This window comes from Bifidobacterium sp. ESL0763, from assembly GCF_029433395.1.
Taxonomy (GTDB): Bacteria; Actinomycetota; Actinomycetes; order Actinomycetales; family Bifidobacteriaceae; genus Bifidobacterium.
In genome coordinates, this window is record NZ_JAQTHW010000002.1 from 1,318,053 (window position 1) to 1,335,140 (window position 17,088).

Below are 17,088 nucleotides of genomic sequence, written 5' to 3' on the forward strand. Positions count from 1 at the left end.
CCCATATTCCCCCGCTATACTTGCTTTCTGAACTTCGAAATTTCGTTCGCACATCATGCGGGAGGCAGAAATGGGCAGGTTGAACGGCAAGCGCGCCGAGGCGCAGGAGCAAGGGCTCAAGGTCAACGTGGCGATTCTAGGCGCGGGACGCATCGCGTGCAAGATGGCCGACACGCTGGTGCGAATGGCCGGCGACCCGAGGTACGCCGAGCTGGTGGCCCCCTATGCCGTGGCCGCGCGGGATGCCGGACGTGCCGCGGACTTCGCGCACCGGTATGGCTTCGAGGTCTCCTACGGTTCCTACGACGAGCTGCTGGCCGACCCGAAGGTCGATCTCGTCTACATCGCCACGCCGCACGCGCTGCACGCCGAGCAGGGCATCGCCTGCCTCAGGGCCGGCAAGAACATCCTGGTCGAGAAGTCGTTCACCGCCAATACCGCACAGGCCGAGCGGCTGCTCGACGTCGCCCACGAGACCGGACTGCTGTGCGCCGAGGCCATCTGGACGCGCTACATGCCCTCGCGCGCGCTCGTCGCCGACCTGATCAAGTCCGGCGCGATCGGCGAGGTGCAGGCCGCGACGGCCAACCTCTGCTACCCCACCACCAACAAGCCGCGCATGATCGACCCGGCGATGGCCGGCGGCGCTCTGCTCGACGTGGGCGTCTACCCGCTGAACTTCTTCGACATGGCGCTGGGCGCCGACACCAGCGAGCGCTCCATCAGCAGCATCGAGACCTCGATGGTGCCCTATGAGACCGGCGTGGACGCCACCGATTCCATCGCGCTGCACTACGACGACGGCGTGATGGCCACGGCCACCTCCTCGATGATGTGCGCCTCGGACCGCTCCGGCGCCATCTGGGGCACCAAGGGCTATATGGTCTGCCAGAACGTCAACGACATCGAGGGCATCGACCTCTACGACATCGACCACCACCTCACTCGCCACGTCGACGTGCCCGAGCAGCTCACCGGCTACGAGTACGAGGTGGCGAGCACCGCCAACGCCATCCTCGACGGCAAGGGCGAGTGCGAGGAGATGCCCCATGCCGACACCCTGCGCATCATGCGCCTCATGGACCGGATCCGCGGCATCTGGGGCCTCAAGTACCCGTTCGAGTGAGGTTTCGGCTTGCGGGGCTGGCGAGCTGGCGTTCCTGATGAGTTCGACTGCCCCAGCAGTCCCAGCCGATTCAGCAGTCCCAGCCGACTTGGGTAAGTCAAAAAACACTTTTTGACTTACCCAATTTCTCACCCAAGTTGAAAAGTATTGTTTAACTTGGCGCACTTCGAACTACCAGACGAATAGCATCCGTCAGATTGGCTTATTCACAACGATTATCGCGGCCTACTCCGCAATTAACATAAAGCCTATTCCCCAATTTACATAGTCCCTACTCCCCAATTTACATAGATGCTATTGGACGATTTACACGGGTGTCGCCCGCCCAATCATTGCTGTTTTGCCGTTTGGGCTGAGCCCTACCAAAACCATGCAGTCATTATCTGCAATCTTCACATTTACTCGTCCCTATGTCGCCCGGGACAAGGCGCGAAAGCCCGCGTTCCCTCCATAATCCGGCATTTGGCTTCTCCATAATCATGCATTAGGCCTGGATTCAACATCATTGACCTCAACAACGAAGGCGATACAAGTTTAAAAATACTTTTTAACTTACCCATTTTTCACCCAAGTTGAAAAGTATTTTTTAACTTGATATCATTTTAGAAGAAGTTTAAAAATACTTTTCAACTTACCATTCGAGGAACCATGATTGACAGACCGCGTTACCTTCACCATTTGGAGCAGTGGCGAGACAAACCCGTCATCAAAGTGGTCACCGGCGTGCGCCGCTGCGGCAAATCGACCCTCCTCGAACTCTTCGGCAACCGTCTCACGGCAGCCGGCGTTCCGCGGGACCACATCATCTCGATCAACCTGGAACGACTCGAGAACGAGCCACTGCTCGACTATCACCGGCTCCACGAGTCCATCGTCAGCCGCTGCCAAGGCAAGGGCATGCACTACGTGATGCTCGACGAGATCCAGAACGTACCGAATTTCCAGAAGGTCCTCGACAGCCTGCAGACCCGCCGCAACATCGACCTCTACGTCACCGGCTCGAACGCCACCCTATTGAGCGGTACGCTGGCCACGCTCATTTCCGGCCGATACGTCGAGATTCCGGTCATGCCGCTTTCGTTCGCGGAATACCGCTCGGCCGCACCGGAGGGCGAGTCGGCCGAACGCACCTGGTCGCGCTACATCCATGACGGTTCGTTCCCCGCGACCACGGAATTCGCCGGCGACGACATGCTCATCCACGACTATCTGGAAGGCATCCTCAACACCATCCTGATCAAGGACGTCTCACAACGCCTCGGCAGCGCGCGCACGGGGACGGTGGAGGCGGTCACCCGCTTCATGTTCGACAACATCGGCAACCTGACCGCGGCCAAGACCATCAGCGACACAATGGCCTCCGCCGGCACACGCGTCTCGGCACCGAGTGTGGCCAATCTGCTTGAGGCGCTGTGCTCCGCATTCATCCTCTACCCGGCCCAGCGCTACGACGTGAAGGGCAAGCGCCTGCTCAAGCAGGAACGCAAATACTACGCCGTCGACATGGGCCTGCGTCGCATCCTCACCTCCGGCAGGGTGCGCGACACCGGCCGGATTCTGGAGAACATCGTGTTCCTCGAACTCAAGCGCCGCGCAGGAACGGTGTACGTCGGGCAAGGCGCGGGCGGTGAGATCGATTTCGTCACCAACGGCGCGGACGGTCCGGCCTACTACCAGGTCGCGCAATCGGTGCGCAACCCCAAGACCCTGGGACGTGAGCTCTCGTCGTTCCGCGGCATCGACGACAACTACCCCAAGACCCTCATCACCCTGGACGACGAGCGCCCCACCAGCCACAACGGCATCCAACAGGTTTATGCCTTGGAGTGGCTGATGCAAAGATAAAATTACTTAGCTAAAACTGCACATATCCTTTTACAAAGACGCGGATTCTGGATACTCCACCTTGTAGGCATCCAGAATCCGCACAAAAGCTTCTATAGAATTCCAGCCAGAGCCATCTTGTAAGCATTCTCTGCGGTCGTATAGCTCATAGCAGATTTACCAACCTTCTGTGGGTCCCAATCGCAGAGACTAAAAACTTCCTTATACTGAGCTACGATTTTTGGTAGATTTTTCTTTAGGAATTCTTTAGGCTCCTGTAACCAGCTGACTTCATTTTGCTCCACTTTCACCAGAGAAGTAAGGCCATATACCAACGGAACGATAAATCCTGCAGGATTTGCAATCCCAACTGACTGCTTACCAAAAGGAGTAAACCTCTTCACCGCAGTTGAATTTGCATTCAGCCCTTTCACTGCAAGAATATTTCCATAACTCCCATGAGCTTTATTGTACAAATCTGGGAACTGAGCATAAATATAATCATACAGTTCTGGAATTTGAACAGCTTTCTTGAAAGCTCTATACACAAGCGGATTATTCAGCTCAGATTTGTAATCATTAGTTCCACCAGTCACATCCGGAGAACTCATGAACCGATTAAAAGTCGTGAGACAGCTTCCCTTGCCACTATATAGCTGCTGTGGACGAGGAGCTTCAACTACCTTACCTTCAGAATCTTTGAATGGCGGACAATCACTGCCATCTACAAATTGCGGCAGCTTACGCAAAACAATCCACGTTAAAGCGACAACATCAGCAGCTTTTACTTCGCCTCCGTCATTTGTCTTCCACTCAATACGATTGTTTACTGCTGGATTCGCCTCTTTCAGACATTTGGCAAGATCATCGAAATACCCTTTTTGATGCGCCTTAGCCCCTGCAGTGAGCTCAACATTATTGTTTCTCGCTTCACAAATTTCGAGAAGATTATGTCGGAAATCATCTACACAAATATCGTCATCCGGGTCGGAAGGAACCAGAAGTTCAACAGGAACATAGAAAGACAAATCTCCAATAATCTCAAGATTCGAGCTACTACCATCCTCGTTTTTCCTAGCCGCTTCTTGATATTTTTGAATATCATCACGATGCTCATTCCATAAAACTTTAAAATCACTCCACGTTTTTTGTCCACGAGGCATTTTCTTTCCCGCAAAACTCAACGCACGACTGAGAATCAGCAGGCCGATCGCTAATGTATTATGTCCACCATCAAGAATTCCTTCAACATTTGCATTATTAAAGAAGACACGAATACGTCCACGTTCAAGTAATTCATAATCGGAAGCGCCAAGTAGTATACCCTTTGTCTTAAACGGGAACAAAGACACATCGTCTGTAATCGATTCTTGAATTGCATTTGTTACGCGCCCCTCTTTAGAGGATCGCGGATTAGCTTGTAGGTCAAGATTATCGATAACAGGAATGAGATACTTTGCACGAACCATTCCTGTGAATTTACTTGTCTCTCCTATTGTTTGTCGCACAGACTGCTCAAAACGAAGAACAATACCTTTATCACCATAATTCATTACCATAAATACTCCACTTTCATAGTGGATAGCATGAAATCAATATAAACTACTACAGCATTAATTCCAAAATCTATCCAGATTTTTCCAGCTGCCATCCGGCAACTAATTCTTATAATACATTAACTAACCACATATATCAAATTAATCATTCTCATTAAAAACCAATAGACACGTATATCCTACGATCAGCCGTATCGCTAAGTAGCCAAAACGTTACAATAACCTTGATAACAGCCCCGGCGCTACTTAGTTGAACACAAATCTGACAGCAATTGATTCCACCAGCCAACAATGCCGTACTCACTTAAAGATCAAGCAACTTCATCCACCTCATCTTATTTTGGCCAAACCAAGCTGACTCTCATAAAACAATACCTTTTTTTACAAAAGGAACAGTTCTTTAAAATATCAAGGAAAACAGTATCTGCAGTACTAAAACGTCGCAGAAAGAACCTTTTAAAATGCTTAAAACGTCGCAACAGAGATATGATATTGGTATCAAAACGTCGCAGGATGGGATGTGAGGGCTTATGCTTCAACGATTAGCGCAATCTCGGCTTGAACAGTGGCACGATAATCCGCATCATCGTGCGCTGCTGATCGACGGCGCACGACAGGTCGGCAAAACCTATCTAGTCCGTCAATTTGCGAAAACACATTACGACACGTTCCTGGAGATCAACTTCGTCTCGACTCCGAGCGCCATGTCTGCTTTCGACGGCGACCTTGATGCCGACACCATTATCGCAAATCTGTCAGTCTACGCGAACAAACCTTTGAAGCCGGGCCATACCCTTATCTTCCTCGACGAAATCCAAGAGTGTCCTCGTGCCCGTACCGCCATCAAGTTCCTGGTTGAGGACGGCAGATTCGACTACATCGAATCCGGCTCGATGCTCGGTGTCTCCTACAAACAGGTTCCGTCCTATCCTGTCGGCTACGAGCAGCAGATGACGATGTATCCGTTGACCCTGCGGGAGTTCCTCTGGGCGAACGGCATCCAGGATTCCGTGATACACGGCGTAAAAGAGAGGTATGACAACCTCTCGCCAGTACCTGTAGCCATCCACAACCGGCTCATGAAGCTGTTCCGCTATTACATGTGCGTTGGTGGCATGCCGGATGCCGTACAGGCGTTCGTCGACACTCATGACCTGAACGCGGTGCGCGATATCCAAACGGGGATCCTCAGATTGTATCGTCAGGATATCGCCAAATACGCCGACAACATCATGCACGTGCAGTCGATCTTTGATCAGATTCCCTCACAGCTCGACAAGAAAAACAAACGATTTGTCTTGGCGGACATCTCCAAAAGCGCCCGGATGCAACGGTATGCCAGCGATTTCATGTGGCTCGCCGATGCAGGCGTGGCGTTGCCGTGTCGCAACGTAACCCAGCCGGTGACACCGTTGAAAATCAACGAGCAGCACAACCTGATGAAGGTGTTCCTATGCGACATCGGCCTGCTTGCCGCTTCAAGCATGGGCGCGGCGCAGCAAAAAATCCTCACCGGCGATCTTAGTGTCAATTGGGGCGGTTTCCTGGAGAATTTCATCGCCCAGGAACTCACCGCGCACGGTTTCGAACTGTATTATTACGACAAGGCCAGAATCGGCGAGATCGATTTCCTATTGCAGCTCGACGACGGGGTTTTGCCGCTCGAAGCCAAGTCAGGCAAGAGCTACACGACCCATGCCGCCCTCAACAAGCTTATGGCGGTAGAAGAGTGGAATCTGCCGAAGGCTCTTGTGCTCTGCGGTGACAACACCTCGGTCGAACATGAAACCGAACAGAAAGTCATCGCGGACATACCGTGGTACATGACCATGTTCATCACTCGTTCCGCGACTAGGCAGCTCAATTAGACAGTTTATGTCGTAATCGCTATACCCGTTCAACAGCATTGGCCGGCCCTGTCGATAAGACAGAACCGGCCAATCTAGGTTATGCACAACCGATTTCGGAACCAGGCATCAGAACTCGGTGATGACGGAGCGGATGACCTTGCCCTGCTTGAGCTGGACGTAGGCCTCGTCGATCTGGCTGAGGTTGATGTGCTGGCTGACGATGTCGTGCATGTTCAGGCGGCCGTCGACGGCGAGGTCGGCGTACATCGGGATGTCGTGCTTGATGTTGGTCGAACCCATCCACACGCCCTTGAAGCCGCGCTGGTGCACCAGCAGGTCGGCCGGGTTGATCTCAAGGTTGATGGTCGCGTCGGGCTTAGCCAAGCCGATGCAGTAGGCGGTTCCGTCGACGCCGAGCATATCCCAGCACTGCTTCATCGTCGACTCGAAGCCGATGGCCTCGAACGCCGCGTCGACACCGCCGTTGGTGAGCTCGCGAACCTTGGCGACCGGGTCCTCGTTGGAGGAGTTGACCACGTCGGTGGCGCCGAACTTCTTCGCGAACTCGAGCTTGTTGTCGAGCAGGTCGATGGCGATGATCTTCTTGGCGCCGCAGATGCGAGCGCCGGAGATGATGTTGAGGCCGATGCCGCCGGTGCCGACCACCGCGACGGTGTCGCCGGGACGGACGTGCGCGGTGTTGATCGCGGCGCCGGCGCCGGTGATGGTGGCGCAGCCGATGCAGGCGGCCTCGTCCCACTTGACCTCGTTGTTGACCACGGCGAGCTGGTTCTCATGAATCAGCGCCTTCTCGGCGAAACCGCCGGTGCCGAAGGCCTGCGTGATCGGACGGCCGTCCGGGAAGGACAGGCGCGGCTTCTCGCCGGGCTTGCGCACGCACTCCTGCTGCTGCGAGCAGGACTGCGGATGGCCATTGAGGCAGTTGGCGCAATGGCCGCACACCTGCTCGAGCGAGGCGACGACATGGTCGCCGACCTTGATGCCCTGGACCTCGGGCCCCACGGCCTCGACGATGCCCGCGACCTCATGGCCGATGACCGCCGGGAACGGGAAGAACTGGTCGTCATCCTCGACCAGATGCAGGTCGGAGTGGCACAGGCCGCTCGCCTGGACGTCCACCAGCACCTCGGCGCCGATGGGGTCGTCGATGATGATCTCCTCGGGCTGCGAGAATCCCTTGCCTACGCCGTACGCGATCGAGGCCTTGATTTTCTGTGGCATGGTTGTTCCTCCTCATACCGTACCTATACTGTGACATACATCACGTTACAATACGCAACACAACCATTCAACCAACTTTGAAACGTCGCGTTTCCACCACAAATGCGGACAATCTTCTCCCAAAATCAGGTGGCATTCCTGAGCCTCAAACGCACAGATGCAAACGCAGGCAAACAATTTGACACAGCGGTTAGCCGACGACCCTCGCCTCCTCCAAGAACCGGTGCACGACACGCCCGGAATGTGGATAACCCCAACCGTTCGACCACAGTCATCGAAAACCATGCGACGCGAGCGCGATTTCCCATACCCTACGAATACGCGACACGGCCAGACGAACCCGGAACAGTTTGTCTAGCCTGCACTTTCATTTTTTGTCTAGATTGGGGTTTACGCTATGGTGCAACGCAAGTGGCTCATCAAGAAGATACGTACACAGGCGAGGAAGCGGGGACTGGAGCTCACCAGCCGACAAGGAGGCAACCACGAGGTCTTCTATCTGGATGGCAAGATGATTCCGATTTCCCGGCACAACGAGATCGGGCATCTCTCCACCCAGGCCATCAAGAAGGAAGTCGCCCAGAAACTCGGAAAGGACTGGATGAAATGAGATTCAGGAAGAACCGCAGAGGCATCGATGCCTATGGCAAGCCGACGGTACGCCATGCGAGTTACCACGTCATCGTGCAACCCGATGAACGGTGCTGGTTCATCACCATCCCTTCACTGGGCGAGGTCGGTTTCACCCAGGCGCGCACGCTCGACGAGGTAGACACCATGGCCCGCGACCTCATCGAGATCGTCACCGGCGATTACGACTTCGCCCTCGAGCAGGAGATGCGATTCCCCGAGGAGGTCGAGGCACACCTTGAGGCCATGCAACGCTACCGCGAGCAGTCGAAGGAGGCCAACGCGGCGGCGGCGAGGGAATCCCGGCAAGCCGCCCGGGGGCTTCGCCAGATCGGCCTGACATTGCGGCAGATCGGCCAAGCCCTGGGCATCTCATACCAACGGGCCGGGCAGCTTGTCAAGGGATAGAAAAATAGAAGGTTCCGGCTCGCCGAGACGCCGGAACCGACGCGTCACAGCGAACGGGCGGACTTCATCACCATCTTCTCGGCGCTGAACACCAGCAGTCCGTCGCGCCCCAGCTCGTTGCCATAGCCGGAGGTCTTCACGCCGCCGAACGGCAGCTCGGGCATGCTGCCGGTGGTGTTGTTGACGTAGACCGAGCCGGTGTCGATCTGTGCGGCGACGCGGGCGCCGTGGTCGGGGTCGGCCGACCAGACGGAACCGCCGAGGCCGTACGGGCTGTCGTTGGCCAGATCGATGGCCTCCTGCTCGCTATGCACCTTGTAGACCGTGGCGACCGGTCCGAAGATCTCGTGGTCGTAGGCGGGGTTGCCCGGGGTGATGTCGGTGAGGATGATCGGCCGGACGAACTGGCCCGGCAGGTCGATTTCGGGGTACTGGTAGGCGACGGTGGCGCCGGCCTTGATGGCCTCGTCGATCTGCCCCAGCACCTTCTCCTTGGCGGCCTTGGTGCACAGCGGCGCGAACGTGGTGTCCGGGTCGAGCGGGTCGCCCGGCCGCACCTTGCTGAAGTAGTCGATCAGCGACTCCATGAACTCGTCGTAGACGCTGTCCATGACGATGAAGCGCTTGGCCGCGATGCAGATCTGGCCGGCGTTCTGCAGACGGGCATCGGGGGCCACCTTGTTGACATCGTCCATGTTGGCGTCGCCGAGCACGACGAAGGGATCCATGCCGCCGAGCTCCAGGGTGCTGGGCTTGATGGCCTTGCCCGCCTCCGCGGCGACGATGCTGCCTGCCGAGGCCGAGCCGGTGAGGGTGACGCCGCGCACGCGCGGGTCGTTGATGGCCTTGGCGACCTGGTCGTAGGTCAGGAACATATTGGTCAGCGCACCCTTCGGCACTCCGGCCTCGTTGATGACGTCGCACAGCATCTGCGCGGTGGCGGGGGTGTTGGAGGCGTGCTTGAGAATCATGGTGTTGCCCAGCATGAACGCCGGCGCGAAGGGACGCATGACCTGGTAGAACGGCGCGTTCCACGGCTCGACCGCCATGACGATGCCCATCGCCTGGTGCAGCACCTCGGCCTGCCCGGGGAACGAGGTCTCTACCGGGGTCGGCTTGAGCATCTCCTCGGCGTTGTCGGCGTACCAATCGGCGATCATCGCGGTGATCTCGAGCTCGCCCTTCGCCTCGACGACCAGCTTGCCCATCTCGGTGACGCAGGTCCTCACCAGCTCGTCGGCATGCTTGCGAATGTTGGCGGCCACAGCGTGCAGGATTGTGGCACGCTCGGCGATCGGCTGCTTCTTGGCGGCCTCGAAGGCCTGGTGGGCCTGGGCCAACGCGGTTTCCAGCTCCTCGTCGGTGGCGAATGGATAGGTCTTGACGAGTTCGTTGGTATAGGGATTGATTGTCTGATATGTCATCATTACCTCCTTGTAATTCTTACCATGCTACGCCATCGAGTCCGTCGATTCAGCGATTCTGATGAAATACATCAGTCTAAAATGTCACACTGGAGTAACGAACATTGCAGATCCGGCAGATAAAGCGGAGATCTTCATTAACGAAAGCGGTGTCGCTTGTCAAATTCTCGCTTCATAACCATGAATATTTGGAGAAATCTTTAGTATTCTGGACACAATTCGACATATTGTAAAGTTGTTAGTACGATTGACGTATGACAGCTAAAACTACAACAACAAGCGCAACGACGCGCATAGGCGTGGTCGATGCGGACCCATGCGCCCTGAGCTACATCGGCAATCTGGTGCAGCATCTGCAGAACCTCGACGGCCACCGGTTCGACCTATGGCAGACGACCAAGCCGAAGAAGGTCCTGCACCATTGCAAGTTCGGCCTGCAACCCACCGACATCCTGGTGCTCGACATGCGACTCGCCGGGCTTGTCGAGGAGATCAAGCTCTACGCTCCCGGAACCGCCATCATCGGCACCTCCACCCATGTCGAGGACAGCCTGGAATTCCTGCGCAGCCCCGAGCTGGTCTACACCGTGGTCGACAAGTTCGACATCCGGCGGGAGCTTTCCAAGGCCATCCACAGCGTCTACCAGGACATGGCGTTGAAGGCCAAGCGCAGCCCGGCGCCGCCACCGAGCGAACCCGGAAACCAGCAGACGCCAAGCGCCGACCCGCAAACGCGGCATCGCCCCGCCGACGGCAAGGAAGCCGTGGGTTCATCGGCAACAGGCAAAACGACGAGCGAGAAGAAGAAAAACCGCACTCAGACCGGCGGCTCCGTCGGCCTTCAGAGCCAGAAACTCAAAGCAAACCGGGCCTACCTGTCCTCGGTTCCGCTCTCCCCCAGCGAGAAGCGGATCATGACCCTGAGCCTCGCCAATTACAACCCGAGCGAGATCGCCTCCCAGCTCAAGATCGCCAGCAGCACCATCTATTCGCACCGTCACACCATCAAGCTCAAGCTTCGCGCCCACTCGTGGGCCGAGGCCACGCACATCTACCGGCAACGACTGAACGGCACGGGCTGAGCCCGCGGCGGTGTCGACAGCCGATCCGCCATTCGCTTGATGGCCGCATCCCGGGACCAATCCGGCATGCGGCCATCATCATTGCCATGACGAGCGGGAACAGGCGACCTCAGCGCTGGCCTGGCGAAAGCTCGAAGCCAAGCTCGTCGGCGGCGGCCGTAGGCACCGGGTCCTCGCACCAATATTCCTCGAGGTTCTCGTCGGTGGCCAGCGATCGGATCTCGGCCTTGTCGATGTAGACCTCGCCGCTCAGGTGGTCCGTCTCGTGCTGGAAGATGCGCGCGGGCCAGCCGTGCAGGCGTTCCTCGTGCCTGTTGCCGTCCTCGTCCTGCCAACGGGCGACGATGTCGAGCCAGCGGCGGCGCACGGCCTGGTAGCCAGCGAAGCTCAGGCAGCCCTCGTAGAAGCTGCGTTGCTCGCTTCCGACAGGTTCGTAGGTGGGGTTGATGATGGCGTGGAACGGGAACTCCGCGACCTCACGTGGATCGTCGGCATCGTCGGCCGGAGCCTCGCCACCGTCTTCGTCGGCGACGCGCACATGGTCCTCAACCACCGCGATGCGCAGTCCGAGGCCGATCTGCGGGGCCGCGAGACCGACGCCCGGCGCCTCGAGCATGGTGATGCGCATGGCCTCGATGAGCTTGGCAAGCGTGCGTTTGCTCAGCTGGCCGCGGTATTCCTCGGCGTCCTGGCGCAGCACCGGCTTCCCCATCTGCATGATGGGTAGGATTTTCTCCTTGCCGCCGGTCTTGATCAGGCGCTCGACGGCGCGGTTGAGCCCGAGGTCCACCTTCGCGTTGCGTGAGAACATCAGATCGCCAACTCTTCGGCGACCACGCCGGCCAGGCGCTGGCAGACCTCGTCGGCCTGCTGCTGTGTCTCCGCCTCGACCATCACGCGCACCAGCGGCTCGGTGCCGGAGGGGCGCAGCAGCACGCGGCCGGTGGAGCCGAGCAGCTTCTCCTCGCGCGCCACGGCGTCCTGCACCTTGGCGTTGGTGGGCGCGGCCTTCTTGTCGACGCCGGGAACGTTGATGAGCTGCTGCGGCAGCTGCGGGAAGTCCGCGGCCAGTTGCTTCAGGGACTTGCCGGAATTGACCACCTCACGGCACAGGGTCAGGGCGGTCAGGGTGCCGTCGCCGGTGGTGGCGAACTCGCGGTTGATGACGTGGCCGGACTGCTCGCCACCGAGCGAATAGTCGCCCTTGAGCATCTCCTCGAGCACATAGCGATCGCCGACGTTCGTCTCGACGGTGGCGATGCCCATGTCCTTGAGCGCCAGCTTCAGGCCGAGGTTGCTCATCACGGTGACCACGAGCGTGTCGTGGTTGAGCTTGCCCTCGCGCTTCTTGGCACGCGCGAGGATGCCCATCACCTGGTCGCCGTTGACCATGGTGCCGTCCTCGTCCACCGCCAGGCAGCGGTCGGCGTCGCCATCGAAGGCCACGCCCATCGTGGCGCCGGAGGCCTTCACCATCGCCTGCAGCTGCTCGGGATGGGTGGAGCCGGCCTTCTTGTTGATGTTGTAGCCATCGGGCGAGGCGTTGATCACCAGCACCTCGGCGCCCGCACGGCGCAACGCCTCGGGCGCGACCACGGAGGTGGCCCCGTTGGCGCAGTCGGCCACGATCTTCAGGCCCTTGAGCGGTTTGGGCTGGGTCTTGTCGGCGGCGATCGGCGCGATGGTGGAGACCAGATGGTTGATGTACATGTTGGTGGCGGTGTTGGTGTCGTGGCTCACGCGGCCGACGCCGGCGCCGGTCGGACGGTCCCAGTCCTTGCCCAGCACCGCCTCGATCTCGTCTTCCTTGGTGTCAGGCAGTTTGAAGCCGCCGCGGGCGAAGAACTTGATGCCGTTGTCGGGCATGGGGTTGTGGGAGGCGGAGATGACCGCACCCATCTCGACGTTGAGCACGCTGGTCAGGTAGGCCACGCCGGGGGTCGGGATGATGCCGGCGTCGATGACGTCGAAGCCGCCGGCGCTCATGCCCGCCGCGAGCGCGGAGGCGAGGAAGTCGCCGGAGACGCGGGTGTCGCGCCCGATCAGTGCGCGGCGGCGGCCCTCCTTGTGCTCGTTCTGCGTGCCGGAGGAATCGCCCAGCACACGGACCGCCGCGTCGCCCAGGTCGAGCGCCAGCTTCGCCGTCAGGTCCCTGTTGGCCAATCCACGAACACCATCTGTTCCAAACATATTGGGCATGCTGAGTCATCCTTCGTTTGCACACGAAAACATTTTGCTGGGACCCATCTTACTCAGCGCCCCACGCACCGCCCGCGCTCGCGCCAACACTGCCCCATTTCATCGCATTTCGCCAATCACGGCCATCGGCATCCGGATCGATCGAGCACACATGCAAACGAACACACATAAGAAAACCCTGCCGGGACATTGCCTCGGCAGGGTTTCGTTTCGCTGTTCGAGCCAACGGCGCGAACCGGTTAGCCCAGCGCGTCAACGGCGCGAACGGGTTACTTCAGGGCGGCGTTGTAGGCGGCGACCTTCACGGCGCGGCGGGAGGACTCGACGTTGCCGATGATGATGTTGCGCAGGGCGCGTGCGGCGTCCTGGTGGGCATCGAGCCACCCGTCACCCAGACGAACCAGCTCGGCGGCGTCCGCGTGGGCCGGGTAGAGGTCGTTCAAAAGCGACTCGGCCATGTGGAAGGTGCGGTTCTCCCAGATCCAGTCGGCGGTCTCGAAGTACTTGGCGGCGTAGGGCTCGGCGAGCTTGCCGCCCAGGTTGCCGGAGAAGCCGAGAGCGGCGGCCTCGAGCTGCGAGTTGGTCAGGCTCAGGTCGCGGATGGAGGCGTCCCAGGCCCACGCCTTGGCCTCGGCACTCGGCACGGAGGCCTTGGCGCCGTAGGCAAACTCGCGGTTGTCAGTGGTGTCGCGGAGCTTCAGTTCCGCATCGATCGCCTCGTTGTCCATCTCGCCGACGGCGGCGAGCGCCTTGGTGAGCGCCCAGCGCATGTTGTTGTCGATCTCGAGGCCCTTGAGCTTGAGCGCCCCGGAGAGCAGGCCCTTGACGTTGGAGATGAACGGGGCGTCGCCCTGCGCGCCATAGTCCAGGTAGGCGCTGACCAGCTGGAACTGCTCGTCGCTGCCGGCCTCGGCCTCGTTGGCCAGGTCCCACAGGCCCTCGGCCACATGCTGGCGCACGGCCTCGCGGCGGGCGGGCGCCACATATTGCGTGGCGGTGACCTTCAGGCAGCGCAGCGCGTAGCGGAAGGTGGTGGACTCATGCTCGGTGGAGAGCATCTTCAGGCTCAGGTCGAGGAAGCGCTCGGCCGGGAACTGCGCGTCGCGGGTCATGTCCCAGAAGGCCAGCCACACCACGGCGCGTGCCAGGGCGTCGTCGAACTCGAAGAGGTGCCCGGCGGCGAAGTCGCGCGACTTGGCGTCGAAGCGCAGCTTGGTGTAGGTCAGGTCGTCGTCGTTCAGGAGGATGAAGTCGGGACGGGCCTTGCCGGCGGCGTCGGCGGCCACGGTGGTCTCGCCGGTGACGTCGAGCTCGATGCGGTCGGTGCGCACGATCTTGCCGGTCGCCGCGTCGCGGTTGTAGAAGCCGATGCCCATGCGGTGCGCGCGCAGCACGGGGTGGTCGGCGGGCGCGGTCTGCGTCAGGGTCAGCGACTTGATGGTGCCGTCGCCGTTCTCCTCGACGTCGGCCGAGATGGTATTGATGCCGGATTCCTCGAGCCACTGCTTGCTCCAGGTCTTCAGGTCACGGCCGGACGCGGCCTCAAGCTCGACCAGCAAATCCTTCAACGTGGCGTTGTCGTACTGGTGCTTGTTCAAGTAGCTGTTGATGCCCTTGAAGAACTTGTCGCGGCCGACGTAGGCCACCAGCTGCTTCAGCACGGAGCCGCCCTTGGCGTAGGTGATGCCGTCGAAGTTGACCTCGGTGTCGTGCAGATCGTTGATCGGCGCTGTGATCGGGTGGGTGGTCGGCAGCTGGTCCTGGTTCAGGGCCCAGCTCTTCTCGCCGGAGGTGAAGGTGGCCCAGGAATCGGTCCAGTCGGTGGCCTCGGCGGTCGAAAGCGACGACATGAACTCGGCGAAGGACTCATTGAGCCACAGGTCGTTCCACCACTTCATCGTCACCAGATCGCCGAACCACATGTGCGCCAGCTCGTGCAGGACGGTGACGACGCGGCGCTCGGCCAGCGCGTCGGTGACCTTGGAGCCGAAGACGTAGGAGTCGCGGATGGTGACCATGCCGATGTTCTCCATGGCGCCGGCGTTGTATTCGGGCACGTAGATCTGGTCGTACTTGGCGTAGGGGTAGGGCACGCCCCAGGTCTTCGCGTAGAAGGCGAAGCCCTTCTTGGTGATGTCGAAGAGATAGTCGACGTCGTGGGCGAAATCGTCCTTCAGGGACTGGCGGCAGTACTGGGCCATGGTGACGGTGCGGCCGTCCTCGTTGGCGTAGTCGGTGTGCCACTCGGCGTACGGGCCGGCGCAGATGGCGGTGAGGTAGGAGCTCATCTTGGGGGTGGTCTCGAAGGTCCAGCGCTTGGTGTGCTCGGCCGGGTGCGACTGCAGCGTGCCTTCCTCGGTCATCGCATCAAGCTCGGCCGTGGAGGCGACCGGCATGTTCGAGGTGACCAGCCAGGAAGCGGGGGCGGTGACCTCGAAGTCGAAGGTGGCCTTGATGTCGGGCTGATCGAAGACGGCATAGACGCGGCGGGCGTCCGGCACCTCGAACTGGGAGTAGAGGTAGACGTTGTCGTCGGCCGGGTCGACCGAGCGGTGCAGGCCCTCGCCCGTGGTGGAGTACTGGCAGGAGGAGACGACCTTCAGGACGTTGTGCTCTTTGAGGTTCGGCATCTCGATGCGGCTGTCAACGTAGTATTTGGCCGGATCGAGCGATTCGCCGTTGAGCTCGATGAGGCTGACCTCGTCGGCGATCAGGTCGGCGAAGCTGGAGGATCCGGCCTTCGCATCGAAGGTGATCGTGGTGACCGCGGGGAAGTTCTTCGGTCCCCGGGTCAGATCGAGGTCGACGTGATAGCTGACCGGCCCGGTGATGATGGATTTGCGTTCCTCGGCTTCAACACGGGTGAGATTCGCTCCTGGCATTTCGCTCCTTTTGAGATGGGGAAATAAAGATATACCTCCATTATGCCAGCGGGAGCCGTCACCCCTCATTGCCAACAGCCGAATCGGGACCTCGTGTCCGGTTATCCTTCCACGGCCAGCCACGCCGTGGGGTGGCGGACGGGGCGGCCGGCGCATAATCTGGAATCGTCGTAATGGCGAGAGGGAAGCGGATGGCGCATCGATGAACATCACGTATGAGCGCTCGGGATGCAAGCAGTTCTTCAAGAAGCACCGTGGCGACGAGAAGACGGTCAAGGCCCGCATCGAAAAGGCTTTGGCGACGCAGCTGGAGACCGGGATGTCGAAGGTCAAGCGGGCGGTCTCGGCGCGGGTGGGCGGCCAGTGCGTCTACGAGTGCCGCATCAACCTCAGGCGCACCGGCTCGGCGCGCGTCGCCTTCGTCGTGCGCAATCCGGAGACCACGGGTGCCAGCCAAGGCGGCAACGGGCAGGGAGCCGACATCGACGTGCTGTTCATCTCCCCGGTGCTGCAGAAGGACGAGTTCACCCGCATGCTCGAACGCGACCTGAAGGAGGCCGGACTATGCGATTGATTCCCGTCAAGCAGGCACTGAGCATGATGGAGAACGCGACGCCGGCGAAATCGCAATACCGCAGGATCACCTTCCTGACCGCCAAGAAGGACCGTTCGCTGTGCCTCGAGCACGACGAGCACGGCCTGGTGCTGCATGAGCAGGGCTACCGCGACGAGAGCACGGCGTTCACCTCCGACAAGCACGACGCCCACGAATGCAAGCACGCCATCAAGCAGGCGTTCAAGCGCGAGTTCCCCCGCAGCCACAAGGTCTACTGCGCCACGGTGAAATAGCGATCCGACGGGTTAA

General features: G+C 59.4%; 14 protein-coding genes. 8 read left to right on the top strand and 6 right to left on the bottom strand.

Annotated elements, in window-relative coordinates; all coding sequences use genetic code 11:
* Positions 1 to 70 precede the first annotated feature (70 nt).
* Both PT282_RS06180 and PT282_RS06185 read left to right on the top strand, forming a co-directional pair.
* Entirely contained in the window at positions 71 to 1,126 is a 1,056-nt protein-coding gene (locus PT282_RS06180) for a Gfo/Idh/MocA family protein (RefSeq protein ID WP_277168656.1), read from the top strand.
* 678 nt (positions 1,127 to 1,804) lie between these two features.
* Positions 1,805 to 2,971, top strand: a complete 1,167-nt coding sequence (locus tag PT282_RS06185) for an ATP-binding protein (protein ID WP_277168657.1) — start codon at positions 1,805 to 1,807, stop codon at positions 2,969 to 2,971.
* Positions 2,972 to 3,063: 92 nt separating this feature from the next.
* On the opposite strand, the gene PT282_RS06190 is transcribed toward PT282_RS06185, so the two are convergent.
* Entirely contained in the window at positions 3,064 to 4,509 is a 1,446-nt protein-coding gene (locus PT282_RS06190) for a hypothetical protein (protein WP_277168658.1), read from the bottom strand.
* 527 nt (positions 4,510 to 5,036) lie between these two features.
* Here PT282_RS06190 and PT282_RS06195 point away from each other — a divergent pair.
* Positions 5,037 to 6,374 (top strand): ATP-binding protein, encoded by a 1,338-nt coding sequence (locus tag PT282_RS06195; protein ID WP_277168659.1) that lies wholly within the window; start codon positions 5,037 to 5,039, stop codon positions 6,372 to 6,374.
* Positions 6,375 to 6,482: 108 nt separating this feature from the next.
* On the opposite strand, the gene PT282_RS06200 is transcribed toward PT282_RS06195, so the two are convergent.
* Entirely contained in the window at positions 6,483 to 7,598 is a 1,116-nt protein-coding gene (locus PT282_RS06200; protein ID WP_277168660.1) for a Zn-dependent alcohol dehydrogenase, read from the bottom strand.
* 397 nt (positions 7,599 to 7,995) lie between these two features.
* Here PT282_RS06200 and PT282_RS06205 point away from each other — a divergent pair, with 397 nt between their 5' ends.
* Both PT282_RS06205 and PT282_RS06210 read left to right on the top strand, forming a co-directional pair.
* The gene (locus PT282_RS06205) at positions 7,996 to 8,208 is read left to right on the top strand and encodes a hypothetical protein (RefSeq protein ID WP_277168661.1); all 213 of its coding nucleotides are present in this window, start codon (positions 7,996 to 7,998) and stop codon (positions 8,206 to 8,208) included.
* Positions 8,205 to 8,636, top strand: a complete 432-nt coding sequence (locus tag PT282_RS06210) for a type II toxin-antitoxin system HicB family antitoxin (RefSeq protein WP_277168662.1) — start codon at positions 8,205 to 8,207, stop codon at positions 8,634 to 8,636. Before PT282_RS06205 ends, PT282_RS06210 begins: the two co-directional genes overlap by 4 nt.
* Before the next feature lie 44 nt (positions 8,637 to 8,680).
* On the opposite strand, the gene PT282_RS06215 is transcribed toward PT282_RS06210, so the two are convergent.
* Positions 8,681 to 10,060, bottom strand: coding sequence for an NAD-dependent succinate-semialdehyde dehydrogenase (locus PT282_RS06215; RefSeq protein WP_277168663.1), 1,380 nt, complete (start codon positions 10,058 to 10,060; stop codon positions 8,681 to 8,683).
* A gap of 254 nt (positions 10,061 to 10,314) precedes the next feature.
* Between PT282_RS06215 and PT282_RS06220 the strand changes: the two genes are divergently transcribed.
* Complete coding sequence (locus PT282_RS06220) at positions 10,315 to 11,142, top strand: LuxR C-terminal-related transcriptional regulator (RefSeq protein ID WP_277168664.1); 828 nt, start codon at positions 10,315 to 10,317, stop codon at positions 11,140 to 11,142.
* A gap of 109 nt (positions 11,143 to 11,251) precedes the next feature.
* Here the strand turns inward: PT282_RS06220 and PT282_RS06225 are convergent, their stop codons facing one another.
* The 3 genes from PT282_RS06225 to pepN all read right to left on the bottom strand — a co-directional run bounded on the left by PT282_RS06225 (position 11,252) and on the right by pepN (position 16,223).
* On the bottom strand, positions 11,252 to 11,953 hold the full coding sequence (locus tag PT282_RS06225; protein ID WP_277168665.1) for a peptide deformylase: 702 nt from the start codon (positions 11,951 to 11,953) through the stop codon (positions 11,252 to 11,254).
* A complete protein-coding gene (gene glmM / locus PT282_RS06230) occupies positions 11,953 to 13,341 on the bottom strand; it encodes a phosphoglucosamine mutase (RefSeq protein WP_277168666.1) in 1,389 nt (462 codons plus the stop codon). Before glmM ends, PT282_RS06225 begins: the two co-directional genes overlap by 1 nt.
* A gap of 269 nt (positions 13,342 to 13,610) precedes the next feature.
* A complete protein-coding gene (gene pepN, locus PT282_RS06235) occupies positions 13,611 to 16,223 on the bottom strand; it encodes an aminopeptidase N (RefSeq protein ID WP_277168667.1) in 2,613 nt (870 codons plus the stop codon).
* A 202-nt stretch (positions 16,224 to 16,425) separates the two neighbouring features.
* Here pepN and PT282_RS06240 point away from each other — a divergent pair, with 202 nt between their 5' ends.
* Positions 16,426 to 16,797: a hypothetical protein gene (locus PT282_RS06240; RefSeq protein WP_277168668.1), complete on the top strand. Its 372-nt coding sequence runs from the start codon at positions 16,426 to 16,428 to the stop codon at positions 16,795 to 16,797.
* Positions 16,788 to 17,072: a hypothetical protein gene (locus tag PT282_RS06245; RefSeq protein WP_277168669.1), complete on the top strand. Its 285-nt coding sequence runs from the start codon at positions 16,788 to 16,790 to the stop codon at positions 17,070 to 17,072. Before PT282_RS06240 ends, PT282_RS06245 begins: the two co-directional genes overlap by 10 nt.
* The last annotated feature ends 16 nt before the right edge of the window (positions 17,073 to 17,088 follow it).